18 protein-coding genes are annotated in these 18,506 nt (G+C 70.4%); 8 read left to right on the forward strand and 10 right to left on the reverse strand.

Translation table 11 applies throughout. The annotated features are described in order from the left end of the window. Positions 1-81: 81 nt before the first annotated feature. Entirely contained in the window at positions 82-2,730 is a 2,649-nt protein-coding gene (locus RWS82_RS08230; RefSeq protein ID WP_314648713.1) for an MMPL family transporter, read from the reverse strand. 69 nt (positions 2,731-2,799) lie between these two features. On the opposite strand from RWS82_RS08230, the gene RWS82_RS08235 reads away from it, so the two are divergent. Next, a complete protein-coding gene (locus RWS82_RS08235; RefSeq protein ID WP_314648715.1) occupies positions 2,800-3,372 on the forward strand; it encodes a TetR/AcrR family transcriptional regulator in 573 nt (190 codons plus the stop codon). Positions 3,373-3,397: 25 nt separating this feature from the next. Here the strand turns inward: RWS82_RS08235 and RWS82_RS08240 are convergent, their stop codons facing one another. From RWS82_RS08240 to RWS82_RS08250, 3 genes are all read right to left on the reverse strand, one after another. Further along, positions 3,398-3,544 carry a hypothetical protein gene (locus RWS82_RS08240; RefSeq protein WP_314648717.1) on the reverse strand — a complete coding sequence of 49 codons (147 nt, stop codon included), beginning with the start codon at positions 3,542-3,544 and terminating at the stop codon, positions 3,398-3,400. Then, entirely contained in the window at positions 3,544-5,871 is a 2,328-nt protein-coding gene (gene purL / locus RWS82_RS08245) for a phosphoribosylformylglycinamidine synthase subunit PurL (RefSeq protein ID WP_314648719.1), read from the reverse strand. The genes RWS82_RS08240 and purL overlap by 1 nt, the downstream gene beginning before the upstream one ends. 195 nt (positions 5,872-6,066) lie before the next feature. Then, positions 6,067-7,023 (reverse strand): WYL domain-containing protein, encoded by a 957-nt coding sequence (locus tag RWS82_RS08250; RefSeq protein ID WP_314648722.1) that lies wholly within the window; start codon positions 7,021-7,023, stop codon positions 6,067-6,069. A 96-nt stretch (positions 7,024-7,119) separates the two neighbouring features. Here RWS82_RS08250 and RWS82_RS08255 point away from each other — a divergent pair, with 96 nt between their 5' ends. Beyond that, on the forward strand, positions 7,120-7,563 hold the full coding sequence (locus RWS82_RS08255; RefSeq protein WP_314648725.1) for a VOC family protein: 444 nt from the start codon (positions 7,120-7,122) through the stop codon (positions 7,561-7,563). A 169-nt stretch (positions 7,564-7,732) separates the two neighbouring features. Next, a complete protein-coding gene (locus RWS82_RS08260; RefSeq protein ID WP_314648728.1) occupies positions 7,733-8,329 on the forward strand; it encodes a TetR family transcriptional regulator in 597 nt (198 codons plus the stop codon). A gap of 106 nt (positions 8,330-8,435) precedes the next feature. Here RWS82_RS08260 and RWS82_RS08265 read toward each other — a convergent pair whose 3' ends face one another. Continuing rightward, positions 8,436-10,859, reverse strand: coding sequence for a M1 family metallopeptidase (locus tag RWS82_RS08265; protein ID WP_314648731.1), 2,424 nt, complete (start codon positions 10,857-10,859; stop codon positions 8,436-8,438). 374 nt (positions 10,860-11,233) lie between these two features. Between RWS82_RS08265 and RWS82_RS08270 the strand changes: the two genes are divergently transcribed. Together RWS82_RS08270 and RWS82_RS08275 are read left to right on the forward strand one after the other, a co-directional pair. Beyond that, a complete protein-coding gene (locus RWS82_RS08270; RefSeq protein ID WP_314648733.1) occupies positions 11,234-11,491 on the forward strand; it encodes a hypothetical protein in 258 nt (85 codons plus the stop codon). A 74-nt stretch (positions 11,492-11,565) separates the two neighbouring features. After that, complete coding sequence (locus RWS82_RS08275; protein WP_314649500.1) at positions 11,566-11,850, forward strand: NUDIX domain-containing protein; 285 nt, start codon at positions 11,566-11,568, stop codon at positions 11,848-11,850. Here RWS82_RS08275 and RWS82_RS08280 read toward each other — a convergent pair. Together RWS82_RS08280 and RWS82_RS08285 are read right to left on the reverse strand one after the other, a co-directional pair. Further along, a complete protein-coding gene (locus tag RWS82_RS08280) occupies positions 11,763-12,146 on the reverse strand; it encodes a VOC family protein (protein WP_314648736.1) in 384 nt (127 codons plus the stop codon). The two genes, RWS82_RS08275 and RWS82_RS08280, sit on opposite strands and share 88 nt — an antisense overlap. 278 nt (positions 12,147-12,424) lie before the next feature. After that, complete coding sequence (locus RWS82_RS08285) at positions 12,425-13,417, reverse strand: SDR family NAD(P)-dependent oxidoreductase (protein ID WP_314648739.1); 993 nt, start codon at positions 13,415-13,417, stop codon at positions 12,425-12,427. Positions 13,418-13,502: 85 nt separating this feature from the next. Here RWS82_RS08285 and RWS82_RS08290 point away from each other — a divergent pair, with 85 nt between their 5' ends. Continuing rightward, positions 13,503-14,075: a TetR/AcrR family transcriptional regulator gene (locus RWS82_RS08290; RefSeq protein ID WP_314648742.1), complete on the forward strand. Its 573-nt coding sequence runs from the start codon at positions 13,503-13,505 to the stop codon at positions 14,073-14,075. A 16-nt stretch (positions 14,076-14,091) separates the two neighbouring features. On the opposite strand, the gene RWS82_RS08295 is transcribed toward RWS82_RS08290, so the two are convergent. Together RWS82_RS08295 and RWS82_RS08300 are read right to left on the reverse strand one after the other, a co-directional pair. Further along, positions 14,092-15,096, reverse strand: a complete 1,005-nt coding sequence (locus RWS82_RS08295) for a hypothetical protein (protein ID WP_314648745.1) — start codon at positions 15,094-15,096, stop codon at positions 14,092-14,094. Positions 15,097-15,293: 197 nt separating this feature from the next. Further along, complete coding sequence (locus tag RWS82_RS08300; RefSeq protein WP_314648747.1) at positions 15,294-15,803, reverse strand: DUF4188 domain-containing protein; 510 nt, start codon at positions 15,801-15,803, stop codon at positions 15,294-15,296. A gap of 95 nt (positions 15,804-15,898) precedes the next feature. Here RWS82_RS08300 and RWS82_RS08305 point away from each other — a divergent pair, with 95 nt between their 5' ends. Then, complete coding sequence (locus tag RWS82_RS08305; protein WP_314648749.1) at positions 15,899-16,510, forward strand: MerR family transcriptional regulator; 612 nt, start codon at positions 15,899-15,901, stop codon at positions 16,508-16,510. Positions 16,511-16,518: 8 nt separating this feature from the next. On the opposite strand, the gene RWS82_RS08310 is transcribed toward RWS82_RS08305, so the two are convergent. Then, positions 16,519-16,977: a hypothetical protein gene (locus tag RWS82_RS08310; protein ID WP_314648752.1), complete on the reverse strand. Its 459-nt coding sequence runs from the start codon at positions 16,975-16,977 to the stop codon at positions 16,519-16,521. A gap of 243 nt (positions 16,978-17,220) precedes the next feature. Here RWS82_RS08310 and RWS82_RS08315 point away from each other — a divergent pair, with 243 nt between their 5' ends. Further along, entirely contained in the window at positions 17,221-18,387 is a 1,167-nt protein-coding gene (locus tag RWS82_RS08315; RefSeq protein ID WP_314648754.1) for an MFS transporter, read from the forward strand. The last annotated feature ends 119 nt before the right edge of the window (positions 18,388-18,506 follow it).

The raw sequence follows: 18,506 nt of genomic DNA on the forward strand, positions 1-18,506 counted from the left end.
TGCACGTGAGGGGTCAAGACACGCCGTGCGGGAGCCCCCGGACGCGGCACTTTTTGACCCCTCGCGCGAGAGGCATGGAACTCAGCCGCGCTCGCGCCGCTTGCGCTCGGCCCGGGTGCGCGGCACGGAACCCTCGGCCCGCGCGGCCTTGCGCTCATCCCGCGTGCGCGGAACCGCACCGTCGCGCGACCCCCGTGTGCGGGTCGGAGCGGCGTCGGCCATGGCGGGCGCGGCGTCGACGTGCACCGAGGGGTGGTCGCGCTCGAGCGCGGCGCCCTCCATGTCGACGTTCGGCAGCGCACGGTCGAGCCAGCGCGGCAACCACCACGCCGACTTCCCGAGCAGGTGCATGAGCGCCGGCATGAGCAGCATCCGCACCACGAACGCGTCGAGCAGCACGCCGAACGCCAGGCCGAACCCGATCGAGCGGATGATCGTCGACTCCGAGAACACGAATCCACCGAACACCGAGACCATGATCAGCGCGGCGGCGATCACGACCGAGCGGCCCGCCCGGAACCCCTGCGCCACGGCATCCCGTGCCGATGCGCCGTGCACGTACGCCTCGCGCATGCCGGAGGCGAGGAACAGCTGATAGTCCATCGCCAGGCCGAACAGGATGCCGACGAGGATCACCGGCAGGAAGCTGAGGATCGGGCCGGTGCTGTGCAGGCCGATGAGGTCGGCGCCCCAGCCGAACTGGAACACCGAGACGATGAGTCCGTATGTCGCGAACAGCGACAGCACGAACCCTCCCGTCGCGATGATCGGCACGAGCAGCGAGCGGAACACGACGATCATGATGAGCAGCGACAGACCGACGACCACCACGAGGTACAGCGGCAGCACGCTCGCGAGCGCCTCGGAGATGTCGATGTTCACCGCCGCCTGGCCTGCGACGCCGAGCGTGATGCCGCCGTCGAGGTCGGGCAGGGCGCGGATGCTCTGCACGAGCTTCTCGGTCGACGGGCTGTTCGGCCCCTCCGCGGGCAGCACCTGGAACGCGAGCAGGGCGTTGTCGTCGGATGCGGCGACGGGGGCCACGGCGACGACGTCGTCCTGGTCGGCGAGCTTCTGCGCGACCTCGACCTGCGTCGCGACGAGATCGTCGTCGCTCACGCCCTCGTCGAGCGTGGCGGTGACGAGCAGCGGGCCGTTGGCTCCGGCGCCGAACTGGTCTTCGACCGCGTGGAAGGCGCGGTAGCTGGTGGAATCGTCGGGCTCGCTGCCGCCGTCGGGCAGCCCCAGCCGCATCGACATGGCCGGGATCGCGATGATGAGCAGGGCCGCGACGCTGACGAGCGCCGTGACGATCGCGCGCAGCGTCGACATGCGCTTCACGGGCTTGCCGACGGCGTGCGGCTGTCCGACGGCGGCGCGCGCCTTGCGGCTGAGCAGGCGCTCGCCCAGCAGGCCGAGGATGGCCGGGGCGAGCGTGACCGCGACGAGCACGGCGATCGCGACGCACACTGCGCCGACGGTGCCCATGAGGCCGAGGAACGGCACGCCGGTCACGTTGAGCGCGAGCAGCGCGACGATCACCGTCGCGCCCGCGAAGACGACCGCGGTGCCCGAGGTGCCGGTCGCCAGGCCGATCGACTCGCGCAGCGGAGAGCCGGCGAGCACCTGCTTGCGGTGCCGGTTGACGATGAAGAGCGAGTAGTCGATGCCGACGGCGAGACCGAGCATCACACCCAGGACGGGGGTGACGGATGCCATGTCGACGACGCCCGAGAAGGCGAGGGATGCCGTCACACCGACGCCCACGCCGACCACCGCCGTGACGATGGGGAGGGCCGCGCCGAGCAGGGTGCCGAGCATGACGATGAGCACGACGGCCGCGAATGCCAGGCCGACGGCCTCGCCGATTCCGAAGATCTCGGGCACGCCCTGCGCGATGTCGGTGCCGAAGTCGACCGTGACGCCGTCGATCGGCTCATCGCGGAAGTGGTCGATGGCGCTCTGCTTGACCTCTTCGGAGAGCTCGAGGCGGGGGTCGACGAACGACACGTTGACGATCGCGGTCGACCCGTCTTCCGAGACCACGCCGATGCCGTTCGCGAGGTCGAGCAGCGTGCGGCCGAGCTCGGCCTGCTCCGCGTTCGCCTTGAGTTCGTCGCGGCCGCTGTTCAGGGTCTGCTGCTGCGTCTCGAGCTCGGTGAGCTGAGCGGTCAGCTGCAGCTTCTGCGCGTCGATGCCGGCGAGCTGCGCGGCGGGAGCGCCGGCGGCCTCGGCCTGGGCGCGGGCCGCGTCGATCTGCGCGATGCCGGCCTCGAGCTGGGTGCGTCCCGAATCGATCTGAGCCTGCCCCGCGTCGAGCTGGGTGCGGCCGTCGGCGATCTGCTGCTCACCGTCGGCGAGCTGCTGCGCCTGCTCGGCCTGCTGCTGCTGGGTGGCGAACGGGTCGATGACCGCGGCGACCCCGTCGAGATCTTCGGCGCTGGTCGCGAGGTCGGAGATCGCGGCCTTCTGCTCGTCGGTGAAGGGCTCGCCGTCGTCGGTTTGATAGACGACGGTGCCGGTGCCGCCGGCGGTGTCGGGCAGTTCGTCGGCGAGCTCGTCGATGACCTTGCCCGAGGCGGTCCCCGGGATGTCGAAGCTGTTGCTGAGCGTGCCGCCGAACGTGAGGAAAGCGCCGACGCCGAGGCCGAGCAGCACGATCCAGGTGATGATCACGGTCCACGCCTTGCGGGCAGCGAAAGTACCGAGACGGAAGAGCAGTGAAGCCAAGGTGATCTCCTTCAGACCTTCAGATCATACGGTACGTCTCGTCTAGCCTTCTGTGGCTATCCTGAACGGATGACGAACGAGCACCGGAGCGGACCCGTCCGCAGCACCGCTGCGCGCGAGGCCATCCTGGATGCCACATCCCGTCTCTTCCACAATCAAGGCTATGACCGCCTCACGATCGAGGGCATTGCCAAAGAGGCCGGCGTCGGCAAGCAGACGATCTACCGGTGGTGGCCCTCCCGCGGCGCGCTGATCGGCGAGTGCCTCGCCGAGGGCCGGTTGGTGCCGGTCGACTTCGAGGTTCCAGACACCGGCGAACTGCTCTCCGATGTCGAGTCGTGGCTGCGGAGCGTGCTGTCGATCCTCGACGCCCCCGAGGGAGGGGTGCTGCTGCGGTCGCTCGTCGCCGCCGCGACCGAGGATGCCGGGGTGGGTCAGCACCTCGGCCAGAGCCTGGGTGTCGAGGAGCATCTCGGCTCGCGGCTGCGCGCGGGCATCCGTGCCGGTCAGCTGCCCGAGACGGCTCCCGTGCAGGAGATCGGACGCGCCATCCTCGGCGCGATCATCGTTGAGGCGCTCGGCCGGGAGGCCCGCGATCCCGAGTCGGTCGTGCGCCTCGCCCGCTTCCTCTTCTCCCGCTGACCGGGCTCCCCGCTGGGTGCTTCGGTCAGAAGCCGGGGAGGAGGGTGAACAGCGTCGCGCCACCGCCGCCGAGCAGCAGCGCGATGATGACGACCCACGACACGACGCGGATGCGGCGGTTACGGCGCTCGCCGAGATCGCCGTAGTCCTCGCTGAGGTCGTCGCCGCTCATCAGGCCACCGGCTCGGTGACGGTCGGACCGAAGTACGACGGCAGCGTCGCGGTCGAGCGCTCGCGCAGCTCGTCGGCCGAGACGGTGAACACGTCTTGCACCTCGAGCTGCGGCTCGCTGTCGGTGACACCGATGCGCATGACCGGGTAGCCGCGGCCCTCGCAGAGTCCGCGGAACTTCACGTCGTCTTCTCGCGGCACCGTCACGATGACGCGACCGGTCGACTCCGAGAACAGGGCGGATGCCGCATCCACACCGTCGCGCTCCATGATCTCGGTCAGCCACACGCGGGCCCCGACGCCGAAGCGCATGACACCCTCGGCGAGCGCCTGCGCGAGGCCGCCCTCCGACAGGTCGTGCGCCGACGAGATCAGCCACTCGTCGCGCGCGGCGGCGAGGAGGCCGGCGAGGCGCTTCTCACCCGCGAGGTCGACCTTCGGGGGGAGTCCGCCGAGGTGCTGGTGCACGACCTCGGCCCACGCCGAACCCGAGAGCTCGGTCGAGGTGGTGCCGAGCAGGTAGATGTTCTGACCCTCGTCCTGCCACCCCGACGGAATGCGGCGCGAGACGTCGTCGATGATGCCGAGCACGCCCACGAGCGGGGTGGGGTGGATCGGCACGTCGCCGGTCTGGTTGTAGAACGAGACGTTGCCGCCGGTGACCGGGGTGCCCAGTTCGTAGCATCCGTCGGCCAGACCGTCGACGGTCTGCCCGAACTGCCACATGACCTCGGGGTTCTCGGGCGAGCCGAAGTTGAGGCAGTCGGTGATGGCGGTGGGCACCGCGCCGGTGACGGCGACGTTGCGGTACGCCTCGGCCAGCGCGAGCTGGGCACCCGCGTACGGGTCGAGCTGGCAGTAGCGGCCGTTCGCGTCGGTCGCGATCGAGAAGCCGAGGCCCGACTCCTCGTCGACGCGGATCATGCCGGCGTCGTCGGGGAAGCTGAGGGCCGTGTTGCCGAGCACGTAGTAGTCGTACTGGTTCGTGATCCACGAGGTGTCGGCGAGGTTCGGCGAGGCGACGAGCGCGAGGAACTGCTCGCGCAGCGTCTGGGGGTCGGTCGCACGGGGCAGGTTCTCGGCGGCATCCGCCTGGAGCGCGTCGATCCACGTCGGGTACGCGACCGGGCGGTCGTAGACCGGGCCGTCGACCGCAACCGTCGACGGGTCGACGTCGACGATGCGCTCGCCCTGCCAGTCGATGACGAGGCGTCCGTCGCCGGTGACCTCGCCGAGCACCGAGGTCTCGACCTCCCACTTGCCGACGACGGCGAGGAAAGCGTCGAGCTTCTCGGGCGCGACGACCGCCATCATGCGCTCCTGCGACTCCGACATGAGGATCTCTTCGGCCGTCAGCGAGGGGTCGCGCAGCAGAACGTTGTCGAGCGACACGTGCATACCGCTGTTGCCGTTCGCGGCGAGCTCGCTGGTCGCGCACGAGATGCCGGCGGCACCGAGGTCTTGGATGGCCTCGACCAGCTCGTCGCGGTACAGCTCGAGGCAGCACTCGATGAGCACCTTTTCGGCGAAGGGGTCGCCGACCTGCACCGCGGGGCGCTTGGTCGGGCCGCCGTCGGCGAACGTGTCGGAGGCGAGAATGCTCGCGCCGCCGATGCCGTCGCCACCCGTGCGGGCGCCGAACAGCACGACCTTGTTGCCGACACCGGTCGCGTTCGCGAGCTTGAGGTCTTCGTGGCGCAGCACGCCCACGGCGAGCGCGTTCACGAGCGGGTTGGCCTGGTAGACGGAGTCGAAGACGGTCTCGCCGCCGATGTTCGGCAGCCCGAGGCAGTTGCCGTAGAAGCTGATGCCGCTCGTCACGCCGTGCACCACGCGGGCGGTGTCGGGGTGGTCGATCGCGCCGAAGCGCAGGGCATCCATCACGGCGACCGGGCGCGCGCCCATCGAGATGATGTCGCGCACGATGCCGCCGACGCCGGTCGCGGCGCCCTGGAACGGCTCGATGAAGCTGGGGTGGTTGTGGCTCTCTGCCTTGAAGGTGACGGCCCAGCCCTCGCCGACGTCGACGACGCCCGCGTTCTGCCCCATGCCGACCATGAGGCGTTCCTTCATCTCGTCGGAGACCTTCTGGCCGAAGCGGCGCAGGTAGTTCTTGCTGCTCTTGTACGAGCAGTGCTCCGACCACATGACGGAGTACATCGCCAGCTCGCCGGACGTGGGGCGGCGCCCGAGGATCTCGCGGATCTTCGCGTACTCGTCGTCCTTCAGGCCGAGCGCCGCGTAGGGCTGCTCCTTCTCGGGCGTCTCGATCGCGTTCGAGACGGAGTCGGGGACGTGCTTGCGGGCGGGTGCAGGGGCGGTGGTCACGCACACTCCAAGGGAAGGGGCCGGCGGGGCAGGTTCAGTCTACCGGCGAGGTCCGACACTCCCGCCCCCCACCGCCCCCACCCCGCCCCACCGCCCGCGCCCCCCGCCCCCCACCGCCGCTGCGGGATCAATATGTCGGGTTCCCGGCCCTCTGGAGCTGACATATCGATCCCGCATGCGGTGGAGGGGGGTGGGTTAAGGGGCGGAAGCGGCGGCGAGGCGGGCGGCGAGAACCGCGGATGCCTCGGCCAGCGCCGAAGGGCCGTCGATCGTGAACGGGGCGTCGAAGCGCGCGAGCCAGGCGAGCAGGCCCGTCCACGACCAGGACCCCGCGGTCACCCGGCACGACTCGGCATCCACCTCCGCGGCCGTGGCGTCGTCGAGGAACGGGGTCACGTCCCGAAGAGGCAGCGCGAGCACCACCGTGCCGACGCACGGCCAGCGGTCACCGGCATCCGATCCCTTCGCGCGGGCGGCGACGAACGTCTGCGCGTCCATGTCATCGGGCAGCGCGCGCTGCGCGAACGACGGACCGGTCGGGATGCGCGGATGCACCCGGTCGAGGCGGAAGATGCGCCAGTCCTCGCGCTCCAGGTCCCACGCGACGAGGTACCACCGGCCGCCGCGCGACACGACCTCGTGCGGTTCGACGCGCCGGCGCGGGGCATCCGCCGCGTCCCGGGCCGCGTAGTCGAACCGCAGCACGTGGCGGTCGCGTACCGCGCCCGTGACCGCGTCGAGCGTGGCGGGGTCGACTCGATCGGCGCTCGGGGAACCGGCGAAGCGGATGCCGTCGACCCGATGTCGCAGGCGCGACGGCATGACCTGCCGGATGGTGGCGAGGGCCCGTTCGGCACCGTCGTCGATGTCGATCCCGCTCGACGGCATGCTCTGCAGGGCGACCGCCACAGCGAGGGCCTGCTCGTCGTCGAACAGCAGTGGCGGAAGCTCCGACCCTGCGGCGAGCCGGTATCCGCCGTCGGGTCCTTTCATCGCGCCGATGCGGTAGCCGAGGTCGCGCAGCCGGTCGACGTCGCGGCGCACCGTGCGGGGACTCACGCCCAGGCGATCGGCGAGCACCGCGCCCGGCCAGTCGCGCTGCGTCTGCAGCAGGGAGAGCAGCGCGAGCATGCGAGACGAGCTTCCGGTCATGCCCTCATTCTGCGTGAAGTAGCGGACCGAAACTGACCGCTTCTGTTGCGAGTCTTCTCGTACGGGCATCCGCTCGACCACCAACCAGGAGGCATCATGACCGTCACCACCACCACCCACCTCAACTTCGCCGGCACCGCACGCGCCGCGCTCGACTTCTACGCAGACGTCTTCGGCGGCACCGTCATGGCCGCGACCTACGCCGACTTCGGCATGCCGGCCGAGGCTCCCGGCGCCGACGGCGTCGTGTTCGGACAGGTCACAGGGGGCGCGATCGCCCTCATGGCCTACGACATCCCGGGGGCGACCGAGGCGCCGATCGCGGCCGGCCGCACCCGCCGCGAGAACGGCGTGACGATCACCGACCGCCCGTTCTTCCAGTCGCTGCGGGCCACCTCGCTCGACGAGCTCACCGGGTACTGGCAGGCGCTCGCCGACGGTGCGACGGTCATCGAACCGCTCGCCGCGTCGGCCTGGTCGGCCGGTTTCGGCATGCTCACCGACCGGTTCGGTGTGACCTGGGTGCTCGACGTCGCCTGACGCCGGGCTCGCCCCACACCAACTCAGGACCGCCGCGACGGAATCGGGCCTCCGGGGAGATCTCGGCCCGATTCCCGACCGTCGGTCCTGAGTTGGTGCGCGCACGCGCACGGCACCATCCGCCGGCGCCGCCCGTCGGCTCATGAACAGCGTTCGGTAGAGTCGCGGTATGACTCCGGCATCCGACGACGCGGCCTCGGCCCGCCGCGGCAAGGTCGATGTGGTCGACGCGGCGATGGCGGTGCTCGACGAGCACGGCATTGCGGGGCTCTCGATGCGGCGCATCGCCGACGCCCTCGACCTGCAGGTCAGCGCCCTCTACTGGCACTTCCCGAACAAGCAGGCGCTGCTCGCCGCGGTCAGCGCACGGATCGTCGGCGGGGCGGATGCCGTGCGCTCCGACGACCTCGCCGACATCGCCGCGGCCCTCCGCGACCGCCTGCTCGCCCACCGCGACGGCGCCGAGATCGTGTCGAGCTCTCTCGCGCTCGGTCTGCTCGACCTTCCCGCCCGCACCCGCCTCGTCGACGCCGCCCGCGGCGCAGGACTGGCGGATGCCGCGGCCCGCGTCGCCGCCGACACCCTGGTGCACTTCGTGATCGGGTTCACCTTCCACGAGCAGCAGCGCCTGCACGCCGCCGTCGTCGGCGCGGCGGCCCCGGTGGCCGACCTCTCGCCGGAGGCGGTTGGTGACTCTCCGGCGCACGACTTCGCCGCGGGCCTGGAACTGATCGTCTCGGGCATCCGCACCGCCGCGCGCGCCTAGGCCGCACGGGCCGTTCACGGCCTGCCGCACCGCCGCACGGGCCGAGCCGCACACGCGAGAGCGCCCGCCCCACGAGGGGACGGGCGCTCCGGTCATGCAACGAGGCTCAGACCTCCAGGCGGCTGCGGCGTCGTGCGACGGCGACGATTCCTCCGCCGACGAGCATCACAAGGGCCAGCAGACCGGCCGCGATCGGCAGTTCTCCCCCCGTGGCGCTCAACTGGCCGTCCGGGTCGGCCGCACCGGCGCCGGGCGTGCCCGCACCTCCGCCGACTCCGCCGCCCCCACCGGGAGCTGCGGCAGCGACGACGACCGCGGTCGGGGCGCTCGTCGCCGAGCCGTCGCGGAAGCCCGGGAGCGTGCCCGTGACGGTGACCGTGATGCGGGTGCCGAGGGCCTCGGCCGGGATCACGAACTGGTTCGCCGCGACGTCGGCCGCGGCGAGCAGCAGCACCGGCTCGGCATCCGCGTCGGCATCCGCCGGGTCGGCCGGGGCCGGGGCGTACGGCTTGCCGTCGATGTTCCACTGGTAGCTGAGCACGGTGCCCTCGGGCCAGCCGTTCGAGGTGGCGGTGAGCGTCTGTCCGACCACGGCCTCCCCGGCGATGGTCGGGGCCTGCGTCGGCGCCAGAACCTCTTCGACGGCGAACTCGGCCGTGCAGTTCTCGCAGGTCGTGCCGAGGCTCGCCGACGAGGCGGCGACCACGACGCTGCCACCGGGGGCGTCATCGTCGATCGTCGCGGTGAACGACAGCTCGGCGATGTCCCCCGGCGGAATCGCGGGAACGGTCCAGGTGAGGGTCGTGCCCGAGACGGATGCCTCGGCGGGAAGTGCCCCGAGCGTCGCGTTCGCCAGCACGCCGGAGAGGTCGACGGAGACGGTCGTCGCAGCCAGCGGCACGAAGCCCGTGTTCGCGGCGGTGACGGTGAGGAGCGTCTTGTCGCCGGGTTCGAGCGGGGCGACGGCATCCGTCGTCAGCTCGATCGTCGACTTGTCGGGCCAGGCGGGCTTGCCGGGCTCGAGGATCCAGTCGCTCCAGAACGCGTCGAGGTCGCGACCCGACAGCGTCTCGGCGAGGGCGAGCAGTTCCGCGCCGGTGCGGCTCGTGCCGCTGTTGTCGGTCTGCCACTTCGAGATCAGCGCGAAGAAGGGCTCGTCGCCGATCGCGACCCGCAGTGCCGCCCAGAACTGCGCGCTGCGCGTGTAGGTCTGGTAGCTGTACAGCTCTGCCGAATCGGTCTGCACGCCGGGGGCGATGTTCCAGTCCGCGCTCGAGGCGGCCTTGTTGTTCCACGAGGTGAAGTAGGTCTGTTCCGAGCGCGCGGTGGTGGCTCCGAAGCCCTCGGTGGTGTTGTAGTAGGTCGGCGCCCAGGTCGCCATGCCCTCGCCCATCCAGATGTCGGTCCAGGTGGTGGGGGCGACGTTGTTGCCGTACCACTGGTGCACCAGCTCGTGGATGAGGGTGTTGCCGTTCACCGACCCGACGCTCGGGAAGAACGAGCGGTCCTGCGTCTCGAGCGCGTAGTTGATGGCGACCGGCACGGACTTCACGATCACGCCGGTGCTGTTGCCCGGGTACGGGCCGAACATCTTCTCGAGGTTCTGCGTGATGGGCTGCAGCTGGGCGATGCGGTTGCGCACCGTCGTCTTCTGAGCGTCGGTGTAACCGAAGTCGATGTACGACAGCGACGGGATGGCACGGCCGTCCGACAGCGTCACCGTACCCTGGACCAGCTCGTAGCGGCCGATGCCGATGACGACGAGCTCCGAGGCCATCTGCTCCTGCTGGTACCAGACCCAGGTGGTGCGCGAGCCGTCGGTGCGCGGGATCTTCGCCACGAGCTCGCCGTTGCTGGCGACCTCGGTGGGGGCCGAGACGCCGTTCGCGTCGGTGCTCGTCGACGGAGCGTCGACCTCGATGCGGTAGGTCGCCTTGTCGCTCGGGGTGTTGTTGTGCGGGAAGGCGGTCATCATGCCGATGGGCTGACCCAGCAGCATCGCACCGTCGTTCGTGCCGCTCCAGCCTTCCTGGCTGCCGTCGGCGTCGGTGTGGTACTGCGGCACGCCGTGATACTTCACCTCGACGGCGAAGTCGCCCTCCACCGGCGTTGCGGGGGTGACGACGAGCTTGTACTTGATGGCGGCGGCGTCGATGTCGCGCGTCCAGGTGGCGGGCTGGCCGTTCACCTCGACGCTGTCGACGGTCAGGCCCTCGAAGTCCATCGAGAACGACTTCAGCGGCACGAGCGCGCGGGCGGTCATCACGGTGGATGCCTCGTCGAACACACCGGTGGCCACGCCGTTCGCGAAGCCCGTGGGGCTCCACGCGATGGTGACCTCGTAGTCGAGGGCGTCGTAGCCGCCGTTGCCGACGTTCGGGAACATCGGATCGCCGGAGGTGTGGGCGCCGTCGATCGGTTCGGCCGCGGATGCCGGGGCGGCTGCCGCGAGGAGGGAGGCGGCGAGGAGCGCCGCGACCGTGGTGGTCGCGAGCATCCGTCGCCGCAGGGGTGAGGTGCGTCGGGTCATGAGTGCTTTCGGGTAGGCATGGTCGAGGAGCGACCTGTCACGTCGTCGTGGTGCGGGGTGGCTTGTGGCCGGTGCGGCGCGAGCGGGATGCTCGCACCCTAGGGAAGTCCGATGTCTGGAATATATCGGTGTTGTGTCCGCGATGTTGCGGAACTTTTCCCGTTCCGCGCCCCCGTTCCGCGTCCCCCGCCCCCGTTCCGCCGGTGCGGGATCAAAATCGCACGCTCGCGGGCCCTGGGGCGTGCGATTTCGATCCCGCCACCCCCGCAGCGCGGAGGGTGGGGCGGGATACCCGTCGGTACGGGATACGGCAAGGGGGTTCAGGGTGTCGGAGGCGTCGCGTAGAAAGAGGGGAAGTTCGAAGGAGTGAGGGCATGGCCGCCGGAGATATCGAGACGTTCCACCGCAATGGCATCTGGTTCAACCGCATCGAGGGTGAGGGCGGTGTGATCGGATCGGGCTACGACTCGAAAGACGACGCCGTGATCGCCGGTCGCGGGTCGGCGTCGGCCCGCCAGGTGAAGCACATCATCCGCGACGAGGAGGGTCCCTCCGACGACGTCTCGTCGGTCGAGCGGCACCCCCGCGACCGCGTCGGCGTGCCGATGGGCGACGAGCCGCCCGCCCTTTGACGAGACCGTAGCCTGGCTGAATGATCTCGGACTACGTCCGCGCGCTGCGGAGCAAGGTCGGGCATGACCTTCTGATGCTGTCGGCCGTGACCGCAGTGATCCGCGATGGCGAACGGATGCTGCTGGCGAGGAGCGCGGGCGCAACGCGGTGGAGCTTCATCGGTGGCGGCGTCGAGCCCGGCGAGCACCCGGCGGATGCTCTGCGGCGATCTCCGGCCTCGATCGGGAGCCGTGGATCGACACCGTTCTCGCCGACGCGCTGGGCTGACCGTCAGCGGCCCGGGCGCCGCCAGCCGACCCAGTTGGGCCGGTCGACGACGCAGAATCGGTTGCCTTCGGGGTCTTCCATCGTGACGTAGTCGGCATCGGCGGGGCGGTCGGGCCAGGGGATCTCGCGCGCGCCCAGCTCGGTGAGTCGGAGGATCTCGGCGGCGGGCTCGTCGGTGTAGATGTCCAGATGGATGCGCGGGGGCAGCACGCGTTCGGAACGGTGCGCGTCGAGCGCGACGCAGGGCGCGTCGGCGTCACGCGGCTGGAGCACGACCCAGTCGTCGGTCGCCGGATCGCGCTCGACGTAATCGAGTGCCGCCTTCCAGAAGCGCATCTGCGCCGGGAGGTCGCTGACCCGGATGACGATCGACACGATGGCGAGCATGCCGTTCACGCTAGACCCCCGCGCCCCGCGGGTGAAGGGGAGCATGAGGGGTCGCAGAACGCCGCCCCCGGGCATCCGCGAGCGGCGTTTTCCGACTCCTCGCGCGGATGAACGCGGCCACAAGGGCGGTTTTGCCCGGTGCGGGATGAGAATCGCACGCTCCTGGCGCCGGGAACATGCGATTCTGATCCCGCACCAGGCGGGGGACAGGCACGGAGGCGGGGGTGGGACGGGACGGGGCGCGGGGCGCGGGGCCGGCGGGCGGGGCGGGACCCGGGCTACTGCACCGACCAGCCGCCGTCAGAGGCGAGGACGGCGCCGTTGATGTTCACGCCGTCGTCGGAGAGCAGGAAGGTGATCGACGCGGCGAGCTGCTCGGCCGTCGCGACGGTCGGGATCGCCTGCTGGAACGGCGCGAGGCGGGCCGAACCGTACTCCGACATGTGCGGGGGCATCGGGATGCCGGTGGCCACCCCGCCGGGTGCGACCGAGTTCACGCGGATGCCCTTCGGCCCGTACATGAACGCCGCCGACTTCGTCACGCCGATGATGCCGTGCTTGCTCGCGGTGTACGCGTTGCCCGAGGCGTTGCCGCGCAGGCCCGCCTCGCTCGACACGTTGAGCACCGAGCCGCGGCCGGCCTTCTCCATGATCGGCAGCACGGCGCGCATGAGCTTGAAGGGCGCGGTGAGGTTGATGGCGATGACGCGATCCCACACGGCATCCGTCGTCTCACCGGCGGGCGAGAAGTCGTCGTTGATGCCGGCGACGTTCGCGAGCCCGTCGATCGTGTCGCCCGCGGCGGCGATGACGGCGTCGATCGCCTCCTGCGTGGTGAGGTCTCCGGCGACGGTGACGATGTCAGCATCCGGATTGTCGGCCTTCAGCGCGTCGAGCTTCTCGGCGGCGATGTCGTTCGCGATCACCCGGCCGCCCTCGCGCGCGATGCGCTCCGCGGTGGCGCGACCGATGCCCGACGCGGCGCCGGTCACGATCACGGTCTTCCCGGCGAAGCGCGCGCTCGCCGGAACCTCGGCCGGGGCCTCCTCTGCCGGAAGCTCACCGCCGTTCGCGGCCCGCACGAGGTCGTCGACGACCGACTGCGGCATGGCGCCCTGGCTCATGGCGACGAGCTGCTGCAGCGGGAGGCCGAGCACCGGGGTGAGGAGGGCGGGGTCGGCGCCGGTCTGCTCGAAGAGTCCGCGGATGAGGGGTCCGCCGGTCGGGTGGTCGAGCCATTCGCCGATGGTGGAGTGGGCGGTCAGGGCCATGAGATTCTCCTTGCTCGGGCGCTGCGCGAGTTTCGCAACGGTGCGTCTACTTATGATCCATCGTACGCCCGAGTAGCCTCGGATGGTGCCTCGTCCTCGCAGTGAGAAAGCCCGCCAGTCGGTGCTCGATGCGATGCGCGCCGCCCTGTACGCCGGGCGCTACGAGGCGGTGACGATCGAGGGGTTGGCGGATGCCGCGGGCGTCTCGAAGCAGACGATCTACCGGTGGTGGGGCTCGAAGCAGGCGATCCTCGGCGAGGCGCTGCTCGAGGGATCCGTGCCCGGTGCCGACGTGGCCGTGCCGTTCACCGACGACCTCGGCGCCGACCTCCGGGCATGGTTCTCGGCGATGAGCGTGTCGCTCGGCGACGCCGAGGGCGTGGCGGTCGCGCGGGCGTTGATCGCGGTGACGGCGGCGGATGCCGAGCTCGGCCTCGCTCTGAACGAACGCCTCGCCGCGCCGATCCGCGAGTGGGTGGCGTCGCGTCTGGCGGTGGCGGTCGAGGCGGGACAGGTGCGGGCGGATGCCGACGCCGGCGTCATCGCCGACCAGTTCGTCGCGATGTCGAGCTACGCGGCGCTGCTCGGGCGCCCGCTGTCGACCGAGCAGGTCGACGCGACCGTGCGGGTGCTGCTGCGGGGGATCGCGGCGGGCTGAGGCTCCCGCCGTGTGACTACCGGCGCGTGTAGACGATCGTGCCGTCGTCGTTCTGAGTGACGTCGCCGACGTACACGACGGTTTCGGGGAAGACCTCGCCGTGGGCCCGCACGGTGAACCCCATCGAGTAGGTCACGCGCCCCTCGGCGATCTCGAGGCCGTAGTCCGGGGAACGGAACCACTCGACGCTCGACGGATCGACCGGCGGCGCACCGTACTCGCGCAGCTCGGGCGGGCACGACGGCCCGGTCATGCCCTCCGCGGCGCATGCGGCGGTGAGCTCGTCGATCTGAGCCTCCACGGCGTCGATCGTCTCGGGCGGCACCGATGTGCTCACCGAGATGTTGCCCGATGTGGCCGAGATGCCGCTGGGCAGGTTCGGCACCTCGCCGTCGCCGGTCACCGGCATCGGCAGCGCGAACTCGGTCGTGCCGTCGTCGTCGAGGTGCGTGGTGTCGGTCTCGTCGACGTACGCGACGTCGTAGAGACCCGGCAGCAGCACCAGTCGGTGCGCCTCGGTGCTCGGCGAGAACTCGAGTTCGTCGTTCACGACGATCCGGCCCGGAGAGCCGACGAGGATCAGCGGGTAGCCGCCGTCCTGCCCCCACCCGACCGTGCGCTCGCCGTCGTCGCTGTTCGTGATCGTGAACGTCGCCGTCACGGGAGCGTCGGGGTCGTCGAGCACGTACTCCACGGTCGCCTTCACGGCATACGCGTCGTCGCCCGATGTCGAGACGACCTTCGCCTCCGATGGGGTGACGCCGGACGCGGTGTAGAAGTCTTCGTCGAGCGCCTCCGCGGGGAAGTCGATGGTGGTGAGAGCGGCGGCCTCTGCGGCTTCGCCGGCTTCGAGGTGGGCGAAGAACTCGTCGATCACGGCGACGCTGGCCGAGACTTCGCTCTCCTCATCCAGAGGGCCGGGGCTGCATCCGACCAGGGTCGCCAGCGCGACGAGTCCGATGCTCGCGGCGAGGGTCGTCGTGCGGGCGGTGGCGCGAGCGTGCGGGCGCGAAGGGGACATGGATGCTCCGGTCGTCACCTCGCACAGCTCCCCCGTGCGAGTACGTCCCACGCTATCGTCCGGCCCCCACGCCGCTCGGTCGATATCCGTGACCGGCGTCAGTCAGGTCTTCCCAGGTTCCAGATGCACGGAGACCACACGCCTGCACGGAGCATCCGCCGTTTTCTCCGTGCAGGTGTGCTGCGGTCGTGCAGGTGTCAGGCTGCCGGGGCGGCGCCCGACCCCGAAACCGCCCTCGACGTCCCGCCCGCCACCGTCCGCCCGTCGGCGAAGCGCGCAGGGGCGCCGTCGTGGCGGCGTCCGACGGGCACGATCTCCGTCGCCTTCGGCAGGCCCATGGGCTTCGTCGAGACGTAGATGCTCTCGGCGCGCTCGACGAGGAAGGTTTCGTGCCAGATGCCCACGGCATCCACTGCTTTGCGCGCCCGACGGTTGAAGCGCGTCCAGGCGGGGCGGTGCTCCTGCGAGGGATTCGCGGCGTAGGCGTAGAGCTTGTCGACCGACGACCAGTACTGCACCAGGTACGGTCCGCGCGATCCGATCAACATCTCGAAGCCCATCAGGCCGGAGTCGGGGTCGGTGAGCAGCTCGCGCAGCATCTTGGGCATGTCGCTCATGAGGGGCATCCACTGATCGAACCGCCACCAGCGGTTGATCTGCATGCCGATGTGGAAGACGACGAGCTCGCCCTCGTAGCGGTGGGTCATACGGCCCGGGACGACCTTGCTTATGGCGACTCCTTCAATTGGATAGTCCTGCTATCCATATTGGATAGCGCTACTATCGAAGTCAAGGGGTGGCGATGAAGATCTCGGAACTGTCGGCGCGCACCGGGGTCACGGTGCCGACCATCAAGTACTACCTGCGCGAGGGGCTGCTGCCCGAGGGTGAGCGCACCTCGCCGACGCAGGCGACCTACAGCGACGCGCACGCCCGGCGGCTGCGCGTCATCCGCGCGCTGCTCGACACGGGAGTCAGCGTCGCCGAGACCCGCCGGGTGGTGGATGCCCTCGACCACCCGCCGGCGAACCCGAACGAGCTGCTCGGCACCGCCCACGCCGCCATCACCCCGGTCGGCGACGACGTGCTCGACCTCACCGACGCCGAAGCCCTCGTCGAGCGGTTCGGATGGAAGCCCGGACTCTGCAGCTCCGATGTTCTGCGGGCCGTCGCTCGCGCCCTGAACACCCTCGCGCACGCCGGTTTCACGGTGCCCACCACGGTGATGCCCGTGTATCTCGACAGCATCCGGAAGATGGCGGATGCCGAGATCGACGCCGTTCCCACCGACTCGATCGACGCCGCCGTCGAGTACGTCGTGCTCGGCTCCGTGCTCGTCGAACCGCTGCTGCTCGCCCTGAGACGCGTCGCCCAGGAGGTCTCGAGCGGCGAGAAGTTCGGGATGGCGGGCTAGCGCGGCGGTCAGCCGACGAGGCGCCAGCCGCGTCCGTTCGCCTCGGTGAGCGCGAGGTAGAGGAACGCGGGGATGCCGAGCAGGAACGCGAAGGTCCAGAGGAGCAGCGCGACGAAGATCTTGGCGCCCCAGAGGATGAGGACCAGCACGCCGCCGAGGAGCAGGAAGCCCACCCCCTCGCGCATCGGCTGCGTCATGCGGAAGTACACCTCGCGGACGAGCGGATAGAAGAACGCGTTGAGGCCGCCGATGACCGCGAGCGTCACGAGTCCGGCCGTGGCCGACATCGGGCCGTTCGGCGTGGTGCTCGCGGCGACGATCGCCGGGGTGACGAAGACGGCGAGAAACAGGATGCTCAGCACGATGCTCGAGCTCAGTCGTGTGTAGCGACGGTTGCGGAATGCTCCGCCGACGAAGCTGCTCGCTCGTTCGATCGGGGACGTATCGAGGTTGAGGGGTTCCGTCACGCGAGGACCTTTCTGGCACCATCGACCGGGGCCCGCGCGGGGGCGCGGTGGTCGGTGCCGAGTGGGGGATCGCCCTCGATTCTGGACGACGGATGCCCGCCAAAACCGAGGTATATCGATGTACTTTTTCGAGGCCGCGTGAGGCGCACGCGAGATGCGCGAGGAGGCGGAAGGATGGCTGCCGTGTCGCCCCGTAGACCCAACCGATATGCCATATTCGCCGTCGGAATCGTTGCGCAGATCGTGTTCAGCGCAGCATTCCTGGGGCTCCCGGCCGCGTCGCTGCTCCTCGGGTCATCGCTGCAGTTGAGCGCGGGCGAGTTGGCGCTGCTGCTCGGTGCGGCGAGCATCGCCGTGGTCTTCGTCGAGACGCCGTGGGGCATTGCGGCGGACCGGTTCGGGGAGCGGCGGGTGCTGCTCGTCGGGATCAGCGGAACGGTCGTCGCGCTGCTGTCGCTCGCGCTCGCCGTGGCGACCGGGGCGCCGTTGTGGCTGTGGGCGGTTCTGTTGTTCGTCGCGGCGGCCGCGGGCGGGGCGGTGACGGGTCCGAGCGGAAGCGCCATTCTTGGGTGGTTCGGAGAACGACGACACGGCACGCTGCTGTCGCTCCGTGTGGCGGCGGTACCTGTCGGGGGCGCAGTCGGAACCGTGGTCTACGCCGCACTGTTCGGTGCTGCGCCGCCGTTCGTCGCGTTCGCGACGTTCGCCGCGCTGTGCGCGGGATGCGCGGCGCTCGTCTGGTTCTTCGTCTTCGACCCGGCCCGTGGTTCTGCCGTCGCTGGGAGCGGAGCATCCGCTTTTCGTTCGTCGGGTGTCTGGCGCGTGGCGTCGAGCGGGTTTTTGCTCGACGTGACGCAGTTCCTGGTGCTGACGTTCTCGGTCGTCATGCTCGTCGAGCTGCACGGCTTGTCGGCCGCCGCGGGGGTGGCGATCGTGACCGCCATGCAGTTGGGCGGCGGACTGCTGCGCGTCGTCATCGGAGTGGCGACCGACGTGGTGCCCCGGTTCTCGCGGTCTCTCGCGGTGCGGATGCTCGCGGTGCTGCAGGCCCTCGGATTGCTCGCGTTCTTCCTGCTGCCCGAGTCCTCGCCGGTGTTCGCGTCGGTGCTGCTGCTCGTCGTCGGGGTCGCGAGCTGCGCGTGGCAAGGCGCGCACTTCACTCAGATCGCGGCGCTCGCCGGACCCCGCGCCGCCGGGTCGGCGCTCGGGCTGAACAATGCCGCGACGTCGCTGGGGGCATTCGTGCCGCAGGTGCTGACCGGTCTGATCGTGCAGCTCGGCGGGTGGGGCGTGGCGCTGCTCGGCCTCGGGGTGGTGCCGGCGGTTGTCGCCGCGTTCCTGTTCCCGGCGGTTCGCAGGGTCGGGGCATCCGATGGTCCTCTGGTGGCCGAGGCAGTGGACCAGGGCTGAGGGAGCGGTGCCAGCGAGCATCCGCAGGCATCGCGGCCATCCGCAGGCGACGGATGCTCGTTTCTGCCTGCATCCGGCCACTTCGCCTGCATTCCGCCGCCCACCGCAACGCACAGCCA

Origin of the sequence: uncultured Microbacterium sp. (assembly GCF_963528945.1) — a bacterium.
Classification (GTDB): Bacteria; Actinomycetota; Actinomycetes; order Actinomycetales; family Microbacteriaceae; genus Microbacterium.

What these genes read in the sequence shown, in the direction of transcription:
- RWS82_RS08235 (WP_314648715.1), top strand. Translation starts at nt 2,800, where the DNA reads ATGACGAACGAGCACCGGAGCGGACCCGTCCGCAGCACCGCTGCGCGC.
- RWS82_RS08240 (WP_314648717.1), bottom strand. Translation starts at nt 3,544, where the DNA reads ATGAGCGGCGACGACCTCAGCGAGGACTACGGCGATCTCGGCGAGCGC.
- RWS82_RS08250 (WP_314648722.1), bottom strand. Translation starts at nt 7,023, where the DNA reads ATGACCGGAAGCTCGTCTCGCATGCTCGCGCTGCTCTCCCTGCTGCAG.
- RWS82_RS08255 (WP_314648725.1), top strand. Translation starts at nt 7,120, where the DNA reads ATGACCGTCACCACCACCACCCACCTCAACTTCGCCGGCACCGCACGC.
- RWS82_RS08260 (WP_314648728.1), top strand. Translation starts at nt 7,733, where the DNA reads ATGACTCCGGCATCCGACGACGCGGCCTCGGCCCGCCGCGGCAAGGTC.
- RWS82_RS08265 (WP_314648731.1), bottom strand. Translation starts at nt 10,859, where the DNA reads ATGACCCGACGCACCTCACCCCTGCGGCGACGGATGCTCGCGACCACC.
- RWS82_RS08270 (WP_314648733.1), top strand. Translation starts at nt 11,234, where the DNA reads ATGGCCGCCGGAGATATCGAGACGTTCCACCGCAATGGCATCTGGTTC.
- RWS82_RS08275 (WP_314649500.1), top strand. Translation starts at nt 11,566, where the DNA reads ATGCTGTCGGCCGTGACCGCAGTGATCCGCGATGGCGAACGGATGCTG.
- RWS82_RS08280 (WP_314648736.1), bottom strand. Translation starts at nt 12,146, where the DNA reads ATGCTCGCCATCGTGTCGATCGTCATCCGGGTCAGCGACCTCCCGGCG.
- RWS82_RS08285 (WP_314648739.1), bottom strand. Translation starts at nt 13,417, where the DNA reads ATGGCCCTGACCGCCCACTCCACCATCGGCGAATGGCTCGACCACCCG.
- RWS82_RS08295 (WP_314648745.1), bottom strand. Translation starts at nt 15,096, where the DNA reads ATGTCCCCTTCGCGCCCGCACGCTCGCGCCACCGCCCGCACGACGACC.
- RWS82_RS08300 (WP_314648747.1), bottom strand. Translation starts at nt 15,803, where the DNA reads ATGACCCACCGCTACGAGGGCGAGCTCGTCGTCTTCCACATCGGCATG.
- RWS82_RS08305 (WP_314648749.1), top strand. Translation starts at nt 15,899, where the DNA reads ATGAAGATCTCGGAACTGTCGGCGCGCACCGGGGTCACGGTGCCGACC.